This window comes from Empedobacter sp. UBA2044, from assembly GCF_002333005.1.
GTDB lineage: Bacteria > Bacteroidota > Bacteroidia > Flavobacteriales > Weeksellaceae > Empedobacter > Empedobacter falsenii_B.
This window is the reverse complement of the sequence record NZ_DDBA01000075.1, coordinates 23,272-41,347: the sequence shown is the minus strand read 5'-3', so window position 1 is coordinate 41,347 and position 18,076 is coordinate 23,272. Positions and strand designations below refer to the sequence as shown.

Genomic DNA, 18,076 nt, shown 5'->3' with positions numbered 1-18,076 from the left:
CGTCGAACAACGGTCGAAGAAACCTCGAAGGAAAGTAGGAGAAAAAATGTAGAATTCTATTTTTTCAACAATGGATATTGTGTTGTTATTTAATTGTGTTTTTAGAGAAAATTATTTCAGCATATTATTGTAAAAAATCTTTTCCTTTTTCACTCAATTGTTTAAAGTTAATTGCAGGAATAGTTGGATTCAATTTAGATTTGAAATTAGTCACACTTGGCGTTTCAAAAAAATCTAATTCGTACAAACCATCTTCCACGAATTGACAATCATCGGTTAAAATATAGATTTTAGGAAAACTTGGTTTTCGTTCTATTTTTACTTTTTTGATGTTATTTTGATCAGTAAAAACTTCTCCTTTCTTTGTGTTCGCCATTGTTTCTTATTTAGAGAACAAATTTCTTAATAAAATTGAATATTTAAAAAATCAATCCGTAATATTCAAAATATTTCTACCTTCGTTACAAATAAAACCACGTGAAATATACAATTCAAGCAATACTTTTGTTTTTTGTTTTAGGATTAACAAGTTGTTTACCAACCAAAACAGTTTCCGAAACTAAAGTTGTGACTTCAGAAATTAGCGATTTGTCGGGTAAATGGAATATAAATGATGGAGGAGATTACATTATTTTTGAAGATGCAACGAAAAAAATGGTAATGAAAACGGTTTGCGGAATTATTACGGCTGATTATACCAAAATAGATCAAGCTATAATTTTTAATCATTTAAAACAAGTGAATTCTGATTGCGAAATTCCTCAAAATTTGATTCAAAATTTGCAAAAAACTGCATATTTTAAAGTAAAATCATCAAATCAAATTACTTTTTATGATGAAGCTCATCAAGAAAAGTTAACTTTGAAATTAATAAAGTAAATCGCCTAGAAAAATATATTATGCTTAGCATAATTTTTTATTAAATTTGTCTAAATTTCTAATGTTGAAGAAAATTTTAAGTTATCCGTTATCTATAATCTTTTATATTTTTTATGGATTAACGTTGTTGGTAATGCATGTTGTGCAATGGTTGTGCTACAATTTGGGAGGTTATGCTGCTCATCACAAAAGTGTAAAAGTGATGAATGGTCTTTTGGTTTTTTGGACAAGAATTTTAGGTACAACGTATACCTATAAAGGAAGAGAAAATTTGAAACAAAATGTACCATTGATTTTTGTGAGTAATCACCAAAGTATGTATGATATTTCTCCGTTGGAATATGATTTGGCTGATTATCATCCTAAGTTTATTTCGAAAATAGAATTGGGAAAAGGAATTCCCAGTGTATCGTACAATTTAACGCATGGAGGTTCTGCATTAATCGATCGTAAGAACGGAAAACAAGCAATAGAGGAAATAAAAAAATTAGCGCAATACATTCAGAAAAATAATTATTCAGCTATTATTTTTCCAGAAGGTACAAGAAGCAAAAATGGAGTACCAAAGGCTTTCAAAGAAAATGGATTGAAAGTTTTGACGAAATATGCTAAAGACGCTTATGTTGTTCCCGTTACGCTAAATAATACGTGGGAAATAGAAAAGTGGGGTAAATTCCCGATGTATTTGGGCGCGAAAGTAACGATACAATACCATAAACCCTTAAAAGTGAGTGACTATAAGTTTGATGAAATATTCGAGCTTACCGAAAAAACTGTAAAAAGTAGTATAACCGCATAAAATAATTATATGTCAATAAATAATGTTCGCCTGGAAGTAATGCAATTTCTTGAGAAAGATATTGATGCTTATATGGACAAATTCTTAGTTCCAGCCGATAAAATTTGGCAACCAACAGATTTTTTACCGAATTCTCAAACAGATTCTTTTTTTGACGAAATCAAAGAATTACAAGAGCTTTCGAAAGATTTGCCAGATGATTTCTGGATTACATTGATTGGTGATACCATTACCGAGGAAGCTTTGCCAACCTACGAATCTTGGTTGATGCAAATGGACGGTGTGGTAGATGAAGAAGGAAATTACCTAGAAAATGGTTGGGCAAAATGGATTCGCCATTGGACAGGAGAGGAAAATCGTCACGGTGATGTTTTGAATAAATTTTTGTATTTATCAGGACGTATCAATATGCGCGAGGTTGAAGTAACAACGCAACATTTGATAAATGACGGTTTCGACATTGGAACAGCACACGATCCTTACAAAAACTTTGTTTACACAAGTTTTCAAGAATTAGCAACTTATGTATCGCACAATAATGTATCAGCAATTGCAAAAAAATACGGAGCGAAAAAATTATCGCGTATGTGTAAAATTATTGCAGGAGATGAAATGCGTCACCATTTAGCTTACACAGAGTTCGTTCGTCGTATCTTCGAAGCTGATCCTTCTGAAATGATGTTAGCTGTTCAACATATGTTCAAACTTAAAATTGTAATGCCAGCGCATTTCTTAAGAGCTTCTGGTGAAGAAAGAGGAACTTTGTTTGATGCGTTTTCAGATGCAGCGCAACGCATTAATGTGTACACAGCGTTTGATTACATCGATATTATGCGAAAATTAATTGAAGCTTGGCAATTAGATAAAATCTCTGGATTGAATGCTGAGGCTGAAAAAGCAAGAGATTATATCATGAAATTCCCAGATAGAATGGATAGAATTTCGCAACGTATTGTAATTCCTGAAGTAGGACCACAATTCAAGTGGTTAGTTCCTGCGACAGCTAAATAGAAAATCAATTTTATTAAGATGTATATCAAGATTGTTTTACTTTTTCTATTTATAATTTCATGTTCAAATATTGATAGGTTAAATTATCCATCTAATATTAATGAAATTAAAGAAGTTATATTAGAAAGACCTGATAGTAATTCAAATGGAAAATTTTCAGAAATAAAACAATTAAATGACAATCAGATAAAACAACTTTTAGTTATTTTAAATAAAGCTAAACAAATAGATTCTAAAAATTTTGATGAAGATTTTCAAATTATTTTTTCAACAGAGTCTGGAACTAAAAGAATTATGGTAAGGGGTAATAAAATTAAAAATTTTGATAGTAATAAAGTTTATCAAATACCGAATGTAGATTATTTGAATAATTTTTGAAAATCACATATAATCAAAATCATATAAAAAGAGGCAATTCAAAATCGAATTGCCTCTTTTTATTTAGTAACTTTAACCAACAAACAAATTATAAACAACTACTTATGGACGATTTTATTGCTGCCAGAAGTCAAATGGCGATGTCGCTTGCCTTTCACATTGTTTTTTCGTGTGTTGGAATGGTGATGCCGTTTATGATGGCAATCGCTCACTACAAATACCTCAAAACTAAAAACGAAATTTACAAAGGGTTAACCAAAGCTTGGAGTAAGGGAGTTGCAATTTTATTTGCTACGGGAGCAGTTTCTGGTACAATGCTTTCGTTTGAGTTAGGATTATTGTTTCCTAAATTTATGGAACACGCTGGACCAATTTTCGGAATGCCATTTTCGTTAGAAGGAACAGCTTTTTTTATTGAAGCCATTGCTTTAGGTTTTTTCCTTTATGGTTGGGACAAATTCAATAAATGGTTTCATTGGATTTGTGGTGTAATTGTAGGGATTAGTGGTTTAGCTTCAGGGATTTTGGTTGTTGCTGCAAATGCTTGGATGAATTCTCCGTCAGGTTTCGATTTTATAAATGGCGAATATTTAAACATAGATCCTGTAAAAGCTATGTTCAACGATGCGTGGTTTTCACAAGCGTTGCACATGACAATTGCAGCTTTTTGTGCGACTGGATTTGCGGTTGCGGGTTTACATGCTTATCTTATTTTGAAAGGTAAGAATGTAAATTTTCATCGCGAAGCATTCAAAATTAGTTCTGTTTTAGCGATTACAGCAGCAATGTTAGCACCTTTGAGTGGTGATATTTCGGCGAAAGATGTAGCAAAACGTCAACCGATTAAATTGGCTGCGATGGAAGCGCATTTCAAAACAGAAGAAAGTGCTTCATTTGTTTTGGGTGGAATAGTGGTCGAATCAAAAGAAGAGATTAAATATGCGATAAAAGTTCCGGGTGTATTGAGTTTCTTGGTTCATTCAGATTTCAAAACACCTGTAAAAGGTCTAGAAGAATTTCCGAAAGATGAATGGCCGCCTGTGGCAGTTGTACATTATGCTTTTCAGATTATGATAACATTCGGAATGTTGATGATGGGAATAGCTGTTATTTATTTGATTGCGCAATTTTTTAAGAAAGATTGGCGAACAAAACGCTGGTTTTATAAATTGTTTATGATTGCGACACCTTTCGGATACATCGCTTTAGAAGCAGGTTGGACGGTAACAGAAGTCGGTCGTCAACCGTGGATTATTTACGGAATTATGCGAACGGTAGATTCCATCACGCCAATGCCAGGAATACAATATTCGTTTTACATTTTCACGTTTGTATTCATTACATTGTCCATTATTTTAGTGTTCTTAATGAATCGACAAATACAAATGGTTGCGAAGCTTTACGATCCAGAAGATCCAAATTATAAACCAGAAAAACATTAAGTATGATTTACGTAGTAATAGCATTTTTGTGGGTTGCCATCTGTTTATATTTAATTTTAGGTGGAGCAGATTTCGGTGCTGGAATTGTCGAATTATTCTCTGAAAAGAGTTACAAAAAACGTACGCAGAAGATTATGTACAATTCGATTGGACCTATTTGGGAAGCAAATCATATGTGGTTAATCATTGCCATTGTAATTTTGTTTGTCGGTTTTCCTAAGGTTTATGCAGATGTTTCTAATTATTTACATATTCCGTTAGTGATTATGTTGTTAGGAATCATAGCGCGTGGAACATCGTTTACGTTTAGAAATTATGATGCAATCAATGATAAATGGCACAATCTGTACGATGTCATTTTTACCTATTCAAGTGTTGTGACGCCTTTGTTTTTGGGAATAATTGCAGGATCTATCGTTTCAGGAAGTATTGATGATAATGCATTTTCGTTTCAAGATGCATATATATTTTCGTGGCTAAGTTGGTTTAATTTTTCAGTTGGAATTTTTACTGTTGTGATTTGTGCTTTCTTGGCTTCGGTTTATTCAATTCAAACTGTTAAAAACGAAGAAGATAAAGTGATTTTAAGAAAACGTGCGAAGCTTTATACAGCTTTAATTTTTGTTGCTGGTGCATTGGTATTTGCAGTTTCACTTTGGAAAAACATTCCATTATTTAGTTGGATAACATCAGAAATTTACGGTTATATCGCAATTGCAATTGCTTCAATTTCGATTGTATTATTACTTTCAGCCTTAAATAAAGCGAAGGATTCTTTGTTGAAAGTTTACGCAGGAATTATTGTGATGATGATTTTATTTGCGGCAACTTATTCGCATTTTCCAAATTTGGTATTATTTAAAGATGGTTCAACATTATCTTTATTAACAGATTACGGTGCGTTGAGTACGATAAATATGTTAGCTTGGGCATTATTACTCGGCTCGATATTTATTTTACCATTCTTGTTTTACTTGATTTATTCATTCAATCAAAAACAAAAAATATAAATATCCGTTCCAAATTTTATTACAAACATACTTGTTTGTAATGTTTGTCAAGAAGATTTTATTACAAACACATCTGTTTACAATCAACTGAGTCCTCGGGATAGGATAAACATAGCTGTTTGTAATTAACCGAGCCTTAGAAAAGAACAAGTGAATTTGATAAATGAAATAAATCTATTTAAATCTTTAGAACAAGGATGATAAGAGAAGAGCCTTATTTCAATTCGAAATAAGGCTCTTTTATTTTAATTATGTTTTGCTTGCCATTCAGCAATTTCTTGCTCATTCAGCAAACAAGAGTTTAATTCTTGTGTAACTTTTTCTTTATCCAAACCTTGTCCAATGAAAACAAGTTCTATCATTCGATCTCCCCATTCTTTCGACCATTTGGCTTCAATCGTTTTTTGATTAAATTGATACGCTGCAAACTGAATTCTTTCGTCATATGGCATCGAGCACCACCAAGCCCCCGCAGGATCAATTCGGATACTACCACCAGCTTGACTCAAGAAAATAGCTTCATCAGGACGATTTGCTAACCAAAATAAACCTTTTGAACGGTAAATTGTTGCTGGAAAATTATCATTCAAATAGGTTAAAAAACGTTCTGCATGAAATGGAATTTTTTGTCTGTAAACAAAAGAAGTCATTCCATATTTTTCTTCCAAATGATCGTGGTGTTCGTGTGTACAATGTTCGCCACATTCTTGATCATGGTCGTGATGATGGTGATGGTGATGTTCCTCTTTTTCTTGCTCTTCTAATAATTTTACCCAGGCGTCTATATCCTGAATTTTTTCGAAATCGAATAGATTGGTATTCAAAATTTCAGTTAATTCAACGTGAGAAAAACTTGCAGGAATTATTTTAGCAGAAGGATTTAATTTTGTCACAAACGCTTCAATATTCATCAACGTTTCTTCTTCAACCAAATCCATTTTATTTAGAATAATCACATTCGAAAATTCAATTTGATCGATTAAAAGATTTACAATCGGACGATTATCGTCTCTATTTTCTGTGAAACCACGATCAAAAACATCTTCATCAGTTCCTAAATTTTTGAAGAAATTATAAGCGTCAACTACAGTTACCAACGTATCTAAACGCGCAACTTTTGGCAAATCAATTTTACCATCTGGCGAAACAAAATCCAATGACTGCGCAATAGGACCTGGATCAGAAATACCAGAACTTTCGATAACCAAATAATCATATTTCCCTGATTGTGCCAACTTCTCTATTTCTACGATCAAATCTTCTCGTAATTCACAACAAACGCAACCGTTGCTTAATTCAACCAATTTTTCATCCGTTTGAATTAAATCATTTTCGCGAGAAACCATTTGCGCATCAATATTTACTGCGCCCATATCGTTCACGATAACTGCTACTTTTAGTCCTTTTTTATTGTGTAATATATGATTAAGAAGTGTCGTTTTTCCGCTTCCAAGAAATCCAGAAAGTACCGTTACAGGTAGTCTATTTTTCATAATTTATGCTTAAAAATATGCTACAAAGTTACGTTTTTATCACGCAAATTTTTGTGTAGAATCATCTATAAATTTTATAATGTTCTGTTAAGAATTTAATAATAAATCACTGTTAGAAAGATTTCTTTTATTTTTGTTCAAAATCAAATAAAATAATGTTTGTTTATAGTGTTATCACGTCAATAATTATTTCAATCGTACTTGAAATTTACCTGTATTATAATTTTAAAAAATTCATTCAAAATAAGTATATTCTTTTCGGGAATATGCTTTTGTGGTTACTTGTTTTGGGTAATTTTGGATATAATCTAATCTTTTTTGATCGTAATGTTGGTCAAACGCAAACGACAATGTGGGCAACAGGTTTGTTTATGTTGTTTGGTTTTCCTCGAATTATTTTGGTTCTATTTTTCTTGGTTCAAGATATTTTTAGAGGCTTTGGGTGGCTATTTAATCGTGCAACAAATCATCAAACAAAAGAAGATTCTTATTTACCTTCTCGTCGAAAATTTGTAATGATTTCTGGATTAATAGTAGCTTCAATACCTTTTTTTAGTTTGATTTATGGAATGACTTTAGGAAAATATAATTTCAAGGTAATCAAGAAAAAATTGGCATATCAACGTTTACCAAAATCGTTTGATGGTTTCAAGATTTTACATATAACGGATATTCATTCGGGAAGTTTGGACAATCGTGAGAAAATAGAATATGCAGTGGATTTAATTAATCAACAAGAGTTTGATATACTATTGTTTACGGGTGATATTGTGAATAATTTTCATTGGGAAATGGACAAATGGTACGATGTTTTTTCTAAAATAAAACAAGCGCCGCACGGAAATTTTGCAGTGCTAGGAAATCATGATTATGGAGAATATTCGGATTGGAAAACGGAGGAAGAAAAGCAAGATAATTTTGAGAAAATTAAAGCGATTTTCCCTAAGATTGGAATGAAATTATTATTGAATGAAAACCGATTTATTACAAAGAATGGTGAAAAAATTGCATTGATTGGCGTTCAGAATTGGGGAACACGATTTAAGAAATTAGGTGATATTGATGCAGCTTCGAATTATGTAAATACAGAAGATTTTAAAATTGTGATGTCTCATGATCCTTCGCATTGGAATGAGATATTGAAAAATCATCCGAAACATTTTGACTTGACTTTGTCTGGACATACGCATGGAATGCAATTAGGAATTGAAGTTCCGAAAATTGGTTTGCGTTGGAGTCCGGCGCAATATGTGTATCCGCAATGGGCAGGTTTTTATGATTTTGAAGGAAAGATTATCAATGTAAATCGCGGATTTGGTTATCATTTTTACCCAGGAAGAGTAGGTGTTTGGCCAGAAATAACATTAATAGAGTTGAAATCAGTATAAAGTATTAGGAAAAAGCAATCAAAGTTTTTGATTGCTTTTTTGATGTATATCAATTCTGATAACAGATTTTTATCGGATTATTGTCATAAAAAAAGAAATAATATGAATGAAGAATTAATTCCTTTACAGGTTGTAAAAAATGAATCAGCTTTTCGTTTTGAGCTGAATGTAGACGGATACATCGCTTTTATAGATTATAAAGAAGAAGATGATATTATCAATTGATTCATACCGAAGTTCCTGAAGAATTAGGAGGAAAAGGCGTTGCTGCTGCTTTGGTTGAAAAAACATTGGTTTATTTGGAGGAACATAAAAATCCTTTGTTTCCGTATTGTCCTTATGTATATGCCTACATCAAGAAACATCCGGAATGGAAACGAATTGTTCATCCTAAATTCTCTAACTATAACGAATTGTAATCGGTTAACGAATGAGATTATTACAAGAAATGCGACCTTAATCAGGTCGCATTTCTTGTAATATTTTTGAAAAGCAATTTATTTAAGCTTTGTGATGATCATCATCGTGTGTATATGTTTGCTCAATTGCGACGTGTCCTTCCCATTTATCAACTGCAACAGTCGATAAAGCATTTCCAAGAACATTCGTCATCGAACGAGCCATATCACAGAAATGGTCGATTGGTAAAATCAATGCGATTCCTTCTGGTGGAATTCCAAACATCGAACAAGTTGCAACCACTACAATTAATGAAGCTCTTGGCACACCTGCAACACCTTTTGAAGTAAGCATTAAGACTAATAACATCAAAATTTGTTTCTCGATCGGCATGTGAATTCCATAAACCTGCGCGATAAATAGCGACGCGAACGTCATGTACATCATCGATCCATCTAAATTGAAGGAATATCCGAGCGGTAAAGTAAACGAAATAATTTTCTTTTGAGCCCCAAATTTTTCTAATTCTTCAACTAATTTTGGGAATACAGCTTCTGATGAAGTTGTAGAGAAAGCGATTAATAATGGCGCTTTGATGTGTCTTAATAAGTCGATTACTCGTTTTCCTAAGATGAAATATCCAACCAAAATTAAAACAGCCCAAAGAAGCAAAATACCAATTACGAAGGCGATTAAATATTTAACATAAAGTAAGAATATACCGAATCCGTACGTTGCAATAGCAGCAGAAATAGTTCCTAAAACTCCTAATGGCGCAGTCCACATTACATATCCAACCATGATTAAAACGATATGCGAAATTTTATCTAACGCTTTCGTAATCATTTCGCCTTCTTTTCCATAAGCTGCCATTGCGACACCAAAGAAAATAGAGAAAACAACGATTTGTAAGATTTCATTTGTTGCAAATGATTCGAAAACAGATTTAGGAATCATATGTGTAATGAAATGTTCTAATGTAAGCGAAGCTTGACCTTTTAATAAATCTTGAGCAGAACTTGAATCGATTTCAATATTCAATCCTTCTCCAGGTTTCATTACATTGATAACAATAGCACCAATCACCAAAGAAGTAAGTGAAGCTGTGATAAACCAACCCATTGCACGTCCACCAACACGTCCAACCATTTTCATATCACCCATTTTAGCAATACCAACTACTAATGTTGAGAAAACTAAAGGCGCAATAATCATCTGAATAAGACGAATAAAAATAGTACCAAGAAGTTTTATGTTAGTCGAAAATGTTTTAATAAATTCTGGCGAGGTATTATAATGTACATATCCTCCAAGCGCAACCCCGATAAGAAGGGCAATAATAATAGCTATAAAAAGTTTATTGTTTTTCATTATGCGATTTTAAACTTTTCCAAAACTACTATTTTTTAGCAAATTATTAAGAATATAAATCAATTTATACACCAAATAAAATATAAAACCCTTTGTATGTAGTATTTATAAAGGGTTTTCTTTATAGTGTATTGTGTACTATTCTGGCTGTTTGAACGGAATTTCTTGATTTAAAATCTCTTCAATTAATGTTGACATTGGCGCGTTAGAATTCTCGACAATCGAATAATCGATGGTTGTATTTTTATCAACCGAAAGTTTAATTAAATCTTTATTTGGAAATTTGATCGGATAAATACACAATTCAATGTCTTTATTTAGATTTTTTTTGTCTGCATAAAATAAATGAGCATAGAAAATTAATTGCAATTGTTTGGCTTTATCTTCTTTTTTGTAAACGGTTTCTATTTCTTCGGTTTTAACCGAAATATCTTTCGCATAACCAGTTTTGTAATCAATAATTCGAGTTTGATTATTGACAGAATCAATTCTATCAATCACCCCTTTCAGTTTTACAATTTTGCCATTTGTAAGTGTAAAATCAACTTCGAGCTTGCTCTCCAAAGCTCGAATAACAAATTCATTTTCTTTTGCAGTAGTTGTATCTTTAGACAAAACGCCATCTACAATTCGCTCTGCAATTTTATAAATCAAATAATTTGGTCCTTTATCTAAATGCCCATCTTTATATTCTTTGCTAAAATGTTTTTGTAAGGTTTTATCTTTTATTTTTTCGATATTTTTGAAATCATTTTCATGCAAAATATGTCCAATATAAGGCGTGTACAAATCCTCTAAAGCTCCGTGTACAATGTTTCCTAACGTTCTTGCGCTTACAATTTCTTCGGCTTCTTCGACTTCATTTACATTAAAAACACGTTGTTCATAAAAATCTAACGGATTGCGTAAATATGTCGAAAGTGAAGAAGGTGAAATTCCATATTCAGCCCAATTTTGAAGTTTAGCCATTGTTTCGTCAGTTTTAGGAACAATGATTTCTTTCAAAGGTTTTGTAACAAAACTTGGAGCAGCAAAAGTTTCTTTCACTTCGTGATTACTTTCAAATTTGATTTGAGCCAAAAAGCGAGATTTTTCTCCAGAACCCATTCCGTCAGCTTCGGTATCGTACACGAAATAAGCGTTTTTCGCACGCTGAATCAAACGATAAAAGTGATATGCATAAATCGAATCATTTTCGGTAAATGTATTCAATTTCATTTGTTTGCGAATGTCATACGGAATAAATGTATTGTTTTGTCGTCCCAAAGGCAAAATTTCGTCATTCACAGAAGTCATGATAATATTATCGAAATTCAATAAACGAGTTTCCAATAATCCCATCAATTGTAAACCTTTCAAAGGCTCTCCAATAAAGGAAATTGTCTCGGAAGAAACGATTTTATTGTACAATAAAAACAAGGTTCTGTAATCTTTGATATCATCAACACTCAACAAATTTTCGTGCAATTGATTGAAAACTTTTTTGAAAAAGAACAAATATTCTTTTGTCAACAAATCGTTCATCGAAGGATGATGCAGTAATTCGTCTGTCCAATTTTTTAGATGATGAATAAATTCAGTGATGCTTTTCGGAATATGAAAAATAGATTTAAAGATTGATTCTCTTAAGGCATTTTGAATCGAATTTTGAGAATTAAATATTCTATTTTGTAAACGAATATCACCGATTAATCTTCGACTTTCTTCTGTGCTAAAAAGAGATAATGTTTTATTTTCAAGAATTTGTAAGACATTTTTGAAATAAAACATGGTTCCTTTTCCTAACTTCTCCCGATTCATTTGCAACTCAAAAATTGATTTGAAAAATTGCGCTAACGGAACAGAACGTAACGGAATTCCCATCGAAATGTTGAGATGTGTGATATTTTCGGGCAACGAATTGAGAATTGCTGGTAAAATAGATTCATCAGCCAAAATCAACGCGGTATTTTTTATCTCATCTTCGTTGAGATTTCTAATTAAATCTGCAATATATTTTGCTTGTCCAACTTGTTTTGCAACACCAATTGTCTGTAAATTTTTTGGTCTCGAAAATTCATCAACCACCCAATTGATAGGTTTTATTTTTTCTATGTATTTTCTTAGAAAAGAACCAGCTTCTTGATTCGGATTTTCGTAATAATATTTATCTGCATCCCAATATAAAGTGGCTAATTTTTCTTTTTCTAATCGAAAAATTAGTGCTTGTTCTGCTTTTGTCAAGGCATTAAAACCAGCAAAAACATAATGTGAAGTTCTGTTTTCGACAATCTCTTCAACCTTTTCACTTGCGATTCTAAAAACCATCCCAGCATAACCTTCTTTCGAATCCAACAGATCTTGTTGTAATTGAAAATATAATTTTGAAACAATTCCCCAAAACGTTAAGTGATTTTGAATGATTTCATTTTTCCCAATCTCAATTTTTCCATCTCCCCATTGACTAATTCGTTCTACCGAAATCAAATAGTCTAAAACTTTATGCGCAGGTTGCAAAGAAGCATCGATATCATCGAAATCTTTCAAAACAGTTGGTCCCCATTTGATAAAATCTTCGAAAGAATCAGGCTTGTCAACGATTTTTTTATAGGCTTGATACGCTTTGAACCATAGATTAATTCCAGAAATAATTTCTAAACCAGAAAGTTCGCTCATCAATTCTTCGATACTTTTCATTTGTGGAAGAATGATATTTTGCGCTTGACGCTGAAATTCTTGTTTGAAGAATAACATGGGACGTTTTCCTGGTAAAACTAAAGTGGTGTTGATAAAGTTTTTTTGATTTTGGACTAAATCTTTTACAACATTTTCTATGAATTGAGCCATTTTGAAATTTTCTTTCGTTGAGTTGTTGTAAAAGTAAGGATTTTGAGAGACAATTCGTGGCGTTGAATTATTTTACTTCTTGAACTTTTTCTTGAAATAATTTTTCAAAAGTTTCAGTGATTTTATCCTCAGACATTTTTGTAGCAACAAAATATAATATGAATCCAAAAAATAACATCGGAATAGAAATTAAAGGTAAAAAATTATGAATTCCATTAGTAATAATTTGAAAAAGTGAGATTATAAAAAATAAAGTCACAATACTTATCCAAACAATGAAAAATATTGAAACAAAAGAGTTTAATTCTAAATTGTAAACAATAGTGGTTTTATTGTCGTTGGTATTGAAATGACCAATAATTTGAGGATTAAAACTATTTCGTCCGCTAATCGTTTTCATCAAATTGAAATGATCTTTATAAACTATCCCTTCAAATTCATATTTACTTTTAGAAAAACGAATTCTTTTTTCTTCTGTATTATCATTCAGTATTTTAAAAACTTCTTGATCAGAAAGATTTGTCGTTATTTGATATGTTTTATTTTTGAAAAGCATAAGTTAAATATATAAAAAAAGCGACTAAAAATATTTAGTCGCTAATATAATATTGAAAAAACAAATTCTTATTTAATCACTCCTAATTCTTTACCAACTTTTGTAAAAGCAGCAATTGTATGATCTAATTGCTCTTTTGTATGTGCAGCTGATAATTGTACACGAATACGTGCTTTGTCGCGAGGAACAACAGGGAAAAAGAATCCGATTACATAAACACCTTCATCTAATAATTTGTCTGCCATTACTTGAGATAATTTTGCATCATACAACATAACAGGTACAATTGCAGCATCACCTTCTGGAATATCAAAACCAGCAGCAACCATTTCTTTGCGGAAATATTCAGCATTCCACATTACTTTATCACGTAAAGTTGTGTCATTTTCTAACATTTCTAACACTTGCAAAGCAGCGCCAACGATTCCAGGAGCTAAAGAGTTAGAGAATAAATATGGACGAGATTTTTGACGTAACATTTCGATTACTTCTTTTTTACCAGAAGTAAATCCACCCATTGCACCACCTAAAGCTTTTCCTAAAGTAGATGTAATGATGTCTACACGTCCCATTACTTCGTTGTGCTCATGTGTTCCACGTCCAGTTTTTCCAATAAAACCAGTTGCGTGAGAATCATCAACCATTACCAAAGCATCGTATTTATCAGCTAAATCACAAACACCTTTTAAGTCTGCAACGATACCATCCATAGAGAAAACTCCGTCTGTTACAATAATTTTGAAACGATGATTTTTTTCTGAAGCTACAATTAATTGAGCCTCTAAATCAGCCATATTATTGTTTTTATAACGATAACGAGCAGCTTTACATAAACGAACACCATCAATAATAGAAGCGTGGTTTAATTCATCAGAAATAATAGCATCTTCTTCTGTAAACAAAGGCTCAAAAACACCACCATTTGCGTCAAAAGCAGCAGCATATAAAATCGTATCTTCCATTCCTAAGAAATTAGCGATTTTTTTCTCTAATTGTTTGTGTACATCTTGCGTACCACAAATAAAACGAACCGAAGACATTCCGTATCCGCGGTCATCTAACATTTTTTGAGAAGCTGAGATAACGTCTTTATTATCAGATAATCCTAAATAGTTGTTCGCACAAAAATTAAGTAATGTTTTACCATTTTCTAATGTAATTTCTGCACTTTGAGGAGAAGCAATGATGCGTTCTTTTTTGAATAATCCTTGTTCTTCTAAATCATTCAATTGCGTTTGTAAGTAGTTTTGAAATTTATCGCTATACATAATAAATCACTTTTTGTTTTGATATGTTTCATACAAATATAAATGTTTGCGGGCATATTTTTCGTATTTTTGTGAGACATAAAAAATAATAAACAGTGTTTCTAATCATCATATTTAGTTTTCAGTTCTATTTCTTAGCAAAATTTTTCAAAAAGGATAAATTAAAAACGGTTTTATCAGCAGTAGGATTATACATAGCGGGTGAGATTGCTTTTTCTTTTGTATTTGTTTTATTGTTTGCTTCAGGAATTATTGATATCGGTGTTAATTTTAATAGTTCATCTATGGATAATTTGATGGAAAATAGCCTTAAAATGAATAAATTTTTGGCCGAAAATTATGTGTCAATTGCTGTACAAGTCTTTTTATACATTGGTATCGGAATGTTTTATTACAATTCATTAAAGCGTAAATGGACATTGCAAATGTTAGAAGTCGAAATTGATAAACGTAAAGATGAAATTCTACAAAATTTAGAAGTTAATCAAAAAATAAATCCAGTAAAATTGGACGTTTATCCTCATTTTCACACTATTAATGAGAAAAACATTCATTTAGTTCAACCTTTGGCAAATGAGATTTGGAACGAATGTTACAAGGATTTGTTATCACAAGATCAAATCAATTATATGATTGATATGATGTATAATACTGATAAAGTAAACGAAGGAATTGTAAATGGAGATGTTTGGGAAATCCTGAAAATTGATAATGTTCCGTCTGGTTATTTGCATTACAAATTAGATGAAAATAATACTGTTTTCTTATCCAAAATTTACTTGAAAGAGTCTAATCAAACCAAAGGAATTGGACAATTGATGTTGAATAGAGTTGTAGATTATGCGCGAGAAAAAGGAGCAAAAGCTGTTCATTTAACGGTGAATAAACACAATGCGAAAGCAATTCGTTTTTATGAGAAAAATGGTTTCAAGAATATGGAATCAAAAACATTTGACATTGGAAATGGATATATTATGGATGATTATATTTATCAGAAATCCATTTAAAAATAAGGTTTTAATCAAAATATAAAGTCATTACGGTTTGTAATGGCTTTTTTATGTTGTAAACAAAGTGTCTAGAACCAAGCTGACTTAATTCGTAATGTCGTGAGGTTGATTTAGTTTTTAAAGTGATGAGAAGCTGAATTGAATTCAACTTGAAATTCTCCCTTAATTTATTATTGAAAATAGATCTTAATTTATCGAAGTTATATTGAACTTGTTTCAATATCGCATCTAGAGTTTAGAAATGTTAATTCTTAATATAAAACAAAAAGGACTTCAATAAGAAGTCCTTTTGTTATTTTTCTCTTTCGATTACGTATTTCACCATTGTTTCCAATGAATTTCGAAATTCACTTTCGGGAAATTCGTATAGTATATCTAAAGCCTCTTGGCTATATTGTTTCATCATTTTTTGCGTGTACTCAATTCCGCCGTGATCTTTCACATACTGAATAATTTCGCGTACACGTTTTTTGTCATTGTTGTAACGTTTTACCGAATTAATTAACCATTTTTTGTCTTTTTCATTCGCTGTGTTAATTGAATAAATCAACGGTAACGTCATTTTTTGTTCTTTGATGTCAATTCCGACAGGCTTTCCAATTGCATTAGAAGTGGTATAATCAAACAAATCATCTTTGATCTGAAAGGCAATTCCAACCAATTCACCAAAGCGATGCATTTTCTTCGCTACTTCTTCCGAACAACCAACAGAACGCGCACCAGCTTCACAACAAGCTGCGATAAGCGTTGCCGTTTTCATTCGAATAATCTCGAAGTATACATCTTCTGTAATATCAAGTTTTCGCGCTTTTTCGATTTGCAATAATTCACCTTCCGAAATTTCCTGTATCGCAACCGAAACAACTTCAAGTAAATCGAAATCTTTGTTTTTAGTCGAAATAATTAAGGTCTTTGATAAAAAATAATCTCCCACCAAAATAGCTACTTTGTTCTTCCAAATCGCATTAAGTGAAAAGAAACCACGACGCAATGTACTATCATCCACTACATCATCGTGTACCAAAGTTGCGGTGTGAATAAGCTCGATAAAAGAAGCTGCACGATAGGTACGTTCTTGTACTTCGCCATTTAATTTTGCAGTTAAAAATACAAACATCGGACGCATTTGTTTTCCTTTTCTACGCACGATATAATTGGAAATACGGTCAAGAAGCGAAACATTACTCTTCATCGATTCGAAGAATTTCTGTTCAAACAATTTCATTTCCTCCGCGATCGGAGCTTTAATCAAATCTACCGTGTTACCCAAAATTTAGTTTTTTAATTCATAAAATTATTGATGCAATGTACAACCTGTTTTGCATAGAATCCTTTATAATTAAATTCCTCTCCGCTAAAACAAATTTTGTTTTCGGTTGGCAAAACTGAAATACCTTCCAATTGTCCCAACTGTGTCGTGAAGCCCAAAGGTAAACTTATTTTTTTAACTTGAGAAGTGAAGAATAACTGATTGTTATCTTTTGGCAAATCAAACCAACTGATAAACGTTAACGCTTCTTTTGTGTAGCCTAACAGATAAACTCCTTTGGTAGAACTATTTACATCAGCATCGATATAAGCAGCAGTTACAGCGTAATTTGTAGGAAAAGTTTCTAACTTTTTGGCTGCGTGTTTTTTAGAAGAGTCAATAGGAACAACATAATGAGACGTTGACATATTTGACCATTCTTTTGTAAAAATATGCAATTGATTTTGGTAGACAAAAAATGCTTCTGCGTCCCAATTTGTCGTCATATTTTTGAACTGAAAAGTTTCTTGATCTGGATAATAAAATTCTATTTTTTCAGCTTTTAATTGCTGATAAGATTTTGAATAATCGATGTTTGATTTCTGGATAAAATAAATGGCTAAATCTTTTCGTTTGCCCAAATTATTTCCAAAATCAGCAAAATAAATTCGATTATCATCCGAAGACATTTCTTCCCAATCGATATTTGGAGCATTTGTGATGAAAATAGTATTGATAATTTTACCTGTTTTTGCATCAAAACGATACAATTCTGGTTTGGAATCAGAATCGTTTAAACCCCAAAAAGAAGCCACATTTTTATCTTCTTTTTCATATTCTAAAGTCGAAATTTCGTTCAAAGTAGGCGGTAAGTTGATACTTTCCATTTTATAATCATCAATAGAAATTGTATCGATGTTTTCTACTATTTGCGCGAAAGAGAATTTAGTCAGAATCAAAAATAAAAATATGGCTAAATATTTCATTTGATTATGTT

Annotated in this window: 16 protein-coding genes and 1 pseudogene; 9 read left to right on the top strand and 8 right to left on the bottom strand. The window is 31.8% G+C overall.

Annotated elements, in window-relative coordinates; genetic code table 11:
- Positions 1-124: 124 nt before the first annotated feature.
- Complete coding sequence (locus B4E59_RS13695; RefSeq protein ID WP_219034183.1) at positions 125-376, bottom strand: hypothetical protein; 252 nt, start codon at positions 374-376, stop codon at positions 125-127.
- 101 nt (positions 377-477) lie between these two features.
- Between B4E59_RS13695 and B4E59_RS13690 the strand changes: the two genes are divergently transcribed.
- From B4E59_RS13690 to B4E59_RS13665, 6 genes are all read left to right on the top strand, one after another.
- Entirely contained in the window at positions 478-879 is a 402-nt protein-coding gene (locus tag B4E59_RS13690) for a hypothetical protein (protein WP_221855789.1), read from the top strand.
- Positions 880-943: 64 nt separating this feature from the next.
- Positions 944-1,678 carry a lysophospholipid acyltransferase family protein gene (locus tag B4E59_RS13685; RefSeq protein WP_125350403.1) on the top strand — a complete coding sequence of 245 codons (735 nt, stop codon included), beginning with the start codon at positions 944-946 and terminating at the stop codon, positions 1,676-1,678.
- Positions 1,679-1,687: 9 nt separating this feature from the next.
- Positions 1,688-2,689, top strand: coding sequence for an acyl-ACP desaturase (locus B4E59_RS13680; RefSeq protein ID WP_286495596.1), 1,002 nt, complete (start codon positions 1,688-1,690; stop codon positions 2,687-2,689).
- A gap of 18 nt (positions 2,690-2,707) precedes the next feature.
- Entirely contained in the window at positions 2,708-3,067 is a 360-nt protein-coding gene (locus tag B4E59_RS13675; RefSeq protein WP_125350396.1) for a hypothetical protein, read from the top strand.
- A 104-nt stretch (positions 3,068-3,171) separates the two neighbouring features.
- Positions 3,172-4,509, top strand: coding sequence for a cytochrome ubiquinol oxidase subunit I (locus B4E59_RS13670; RefSeq protein ID WP_291053540.1), 1,338 nt, complete (start codon positions 3,172-3,174; stop codon positions 4,507-4,509).
- A gap of 2 nt (positions 4,510-4,511) precedes the next feature.
- Entirely contained in the window at positions 4,512-5,519 is a 1,008-nt protein-coding gene (locus B4E59_RS13665; RefSeq protein ID WP_284583858.1) for a cytochrome d ubiquinol oxidase subunit II, read from the top strand.
- A 245-nt stretch (positions 5,520-5,764) separates the two neighbouring features.
- On the opposite strand, the gene B4E59_RS13660 is transcribed toward B4E59_RS13665, so the two are convergent.
- Positions 5,765-7,012, bottom strand: a complete 1,248-nt coding sequence (locus tag B4E59_RS13660) for a GTP-binding protein (RefSeq protein ID WP_284583857.1) — start codon at positions 7,010-7,012, stop codon at positions 5,765-5,767.
- Positions 7,013-7,167: 155 nt separating this feature from the next.
- Between B4E59_RS13660 and B4E59_RS13655 the strand changes: the two genes are divergently transcribed.
- Complete coding sequence (locus tag B4E59_RS13655; protein ID WP_291047086.1) at positions 7,168-8,400, top strand: metallophosphoesterase; 1,233 nt, start codon at positions 7,168-7,170, stop codon at positions 8,398-8,400.
- A 102-nt stretch (positions 8,401-8,502) separates the two neighbouring features.
- Positions 8,503-8,819 (top strand): annotated as a pseudogene (locus tag B4E59_RS13650) (GNAT family N-acetyltransferase).
- An 82-nt stretch (positions 8,820-8,901) separates the two neighbouring features.
- Here B4E59_RS13650 and B4E59_RS13645 read toward each other — a convergent pair.
- From B4E59_RS13645 to kbl, 4 genes are all read right to left on the bottom strand, one after another.
- Complete coding sequence (locus B4E59_RS13645) at positions 8,902-10,170, bottom strand: dicarboxylate/amino acid:cation symporter (RefSeq protein ID WP_280037926.1); 1,269 nt, start codon at positions 10,168-10,170, stop codon at positions 8,902-8,904.
- Between the two features lie 138 nt (positions 10,171-10,308).
- Positions 10,309-12,996: a PD-(D/E)XK nuclease family protein gene (locus tag B4E59_RS13640; RefSeq protein ID WP_291053537.1), complete on the bottom strand. Its 2,688-nt coding sequence runs from the start codon at positions 12,994-12,996 to the stop codon at positions 10,309-10,311.
- Between the two features lie 67 nt (positions 12,997-13,063).
- Positions 13,064-13,552, bottom strand: a complete 489-nt coding sequence (locus B4E59_RS13635) for a hypothetical protein (RefSeq protein WP_221855776.1) — start codon at positions 13,550-13,552, stop codon at positions 13,064-13,066.
- 68 nt (positions 13,553-13,620) lie between these two features.
- Positions 13,621-14,820 carry a glycine C-acetyltransferase gene (kbl, locus tag B4E59_RS13630; protein WP_114999975.1) on the bottom strand — a complete coding sequence of 400 codons (1,200 nt, stop codon included), beginning with the start codon at positions 14,818-14,820 and terminating at the stop codon, positions 13,621-13,623.
- A gap of 95 nt (positions 14,821-14,915) precedes the next feature.
- Between kbl and B4E59_RS13625 the strand changes: the two genes are divergently transcribed.
- On the top strand, positions 14,916-15,827 hold the full coding sequence (locus B4E59_RS13625; protein ID WP_286495590.1) for a GNAT family N-acetyltransferase: 912 nt from the start codon (positions 14,916-14,918) through the stop codon (positions 15,825-15,827).
- Positions 15,828-16,122: 295 nt separating this feature from the next.
- Here the strand turns inward: B4E59_RS13625 and B4E59_RS13620 are convergent, their stop codons facing one another.
- Both B4E59_RS13620 and B4E59_RS13615 read right to left on the bottom strand, forming a co-directional pair.
- On the bottom strand, positions 16,123-17,055 hold the full coding sequence (locus B4E59_RS13620; protein WP_180906365.1) for a polyprenyl synthetase family protein: 933 nt from the start codon (positions 17,053-17,055) through the stop codon (positions 16,123-16,125).
- Positions 17,056-17,111: 56 nt separating this feature from the next.
- Positions 17,112-18,065, bottom strand: a complete 954-nt coding sequence (locus B4E59_RS13615; RefSeq protein WP_291053532.1) for a hypothetical protein — start codon at positions 18,063-18,065, stop codon at positions 17,112-17,114.
- Positions 18,066-18,076 lie beyond the last annotated feature (11 nt).

What these genes read in the sequence shown, in the direction of transcription:
- B4E59_RS13665 (WP_284583858.1), top strand. Translation starts at nt 4,512, where the DNA reads ATGATTTACGTAGTAATAGCATTTTTGTGGGTTGCCATCTGTTTATAT.
- B4E59_RS13670 (WP_291053540.1), top strand. Translation starts at nt 3,172, where the DNA reads ATGGACGATTTTATTGCTGCCAGAAGTCAAATGGCGATGTCGCTTGCC.
- B4E59_RS13655 (WP_291047086.1), top strand. Translation starts at nt 7,168, where the DNA reads ATGTTTGTTTATAGTGTTATCACGTCAATAATTATTTCAATCGTACTT.
- B4E59_RS13615 (WP_291053532.1), bottom strand. Translation starts at nt 18,065, where the DNA reads ATGAAATATTTAGCCATATTTTTATTTTTGATTCTGACTAAATTCTCT.
- kbl (WP_114999975.1), bottom strand. Translation starts at nt 14,820, where the DNA reads ATGTATAGCGATAAATTTCAAAACTACTTACAAACGCAATTGAATGAT.
- B4E59_RS13640 (WP_291053537.1), bottom strand. Translation starts at nt 12,996, where the DNA reads ATGGCTCAATTCATAGAAAATGTTGTAAAAGATTTAGTCCAAAATCAA.
- B4E59_RS13635 (WP_221855776.1), bottom strand. Translation starts at nt 13,552, where the DNA reads ATGCTTTTCAAAAATAAAACATATCAAATAACGACAAATCTTTCTGAT.
- B4E59_RS13645 (WP_280037926.1), bottom strand. Translation starts at nt 10,170, where the DNA reads ATGAAAAACAATAAACTTTTTATAGCTATTATTATTGCCCTTCTTATC.
- B4E59_RS13675 (WP_125350396.1), top strand. Translation starts at nt 2,708, where the DNA reads ATGTATATCAAGATTGTTTTACTTTTTCTATTTATAATTTCATGTTCA.
- B4E59_RS13695 (WP_219034183.1), bottom strand. Translation starts at nt 376, where the DNA reads ATGGCGAACACAAAGAAAGGAGAAGTTTTTACTGATCAAAATAACATC.
- B4E59_RS13620 (WP_180906365.1), bottom strand. Translation starts at nt 17,055, where the DNA reads ATGAAATTGTTTGAACAGAAATTCTTCGAATCGATGAAGAGTAATGTT.
- B4E59_RS13660 (WP_284583857.1), bottom strand. Translation starts at nt 7,012, where the DNA reads ATGAAAAATAGACTACCTGTAACGGTACTTTCTGGATTTCTTGGAAGC.
- B4E59_RS13680 (WP_286495596.1), top strand. Translation starts at nt 1,688, where the DNA reads ATGTCAATAAATAATGTTCGCCTGGAAGTAATGCAATTTCTTGAGAAA.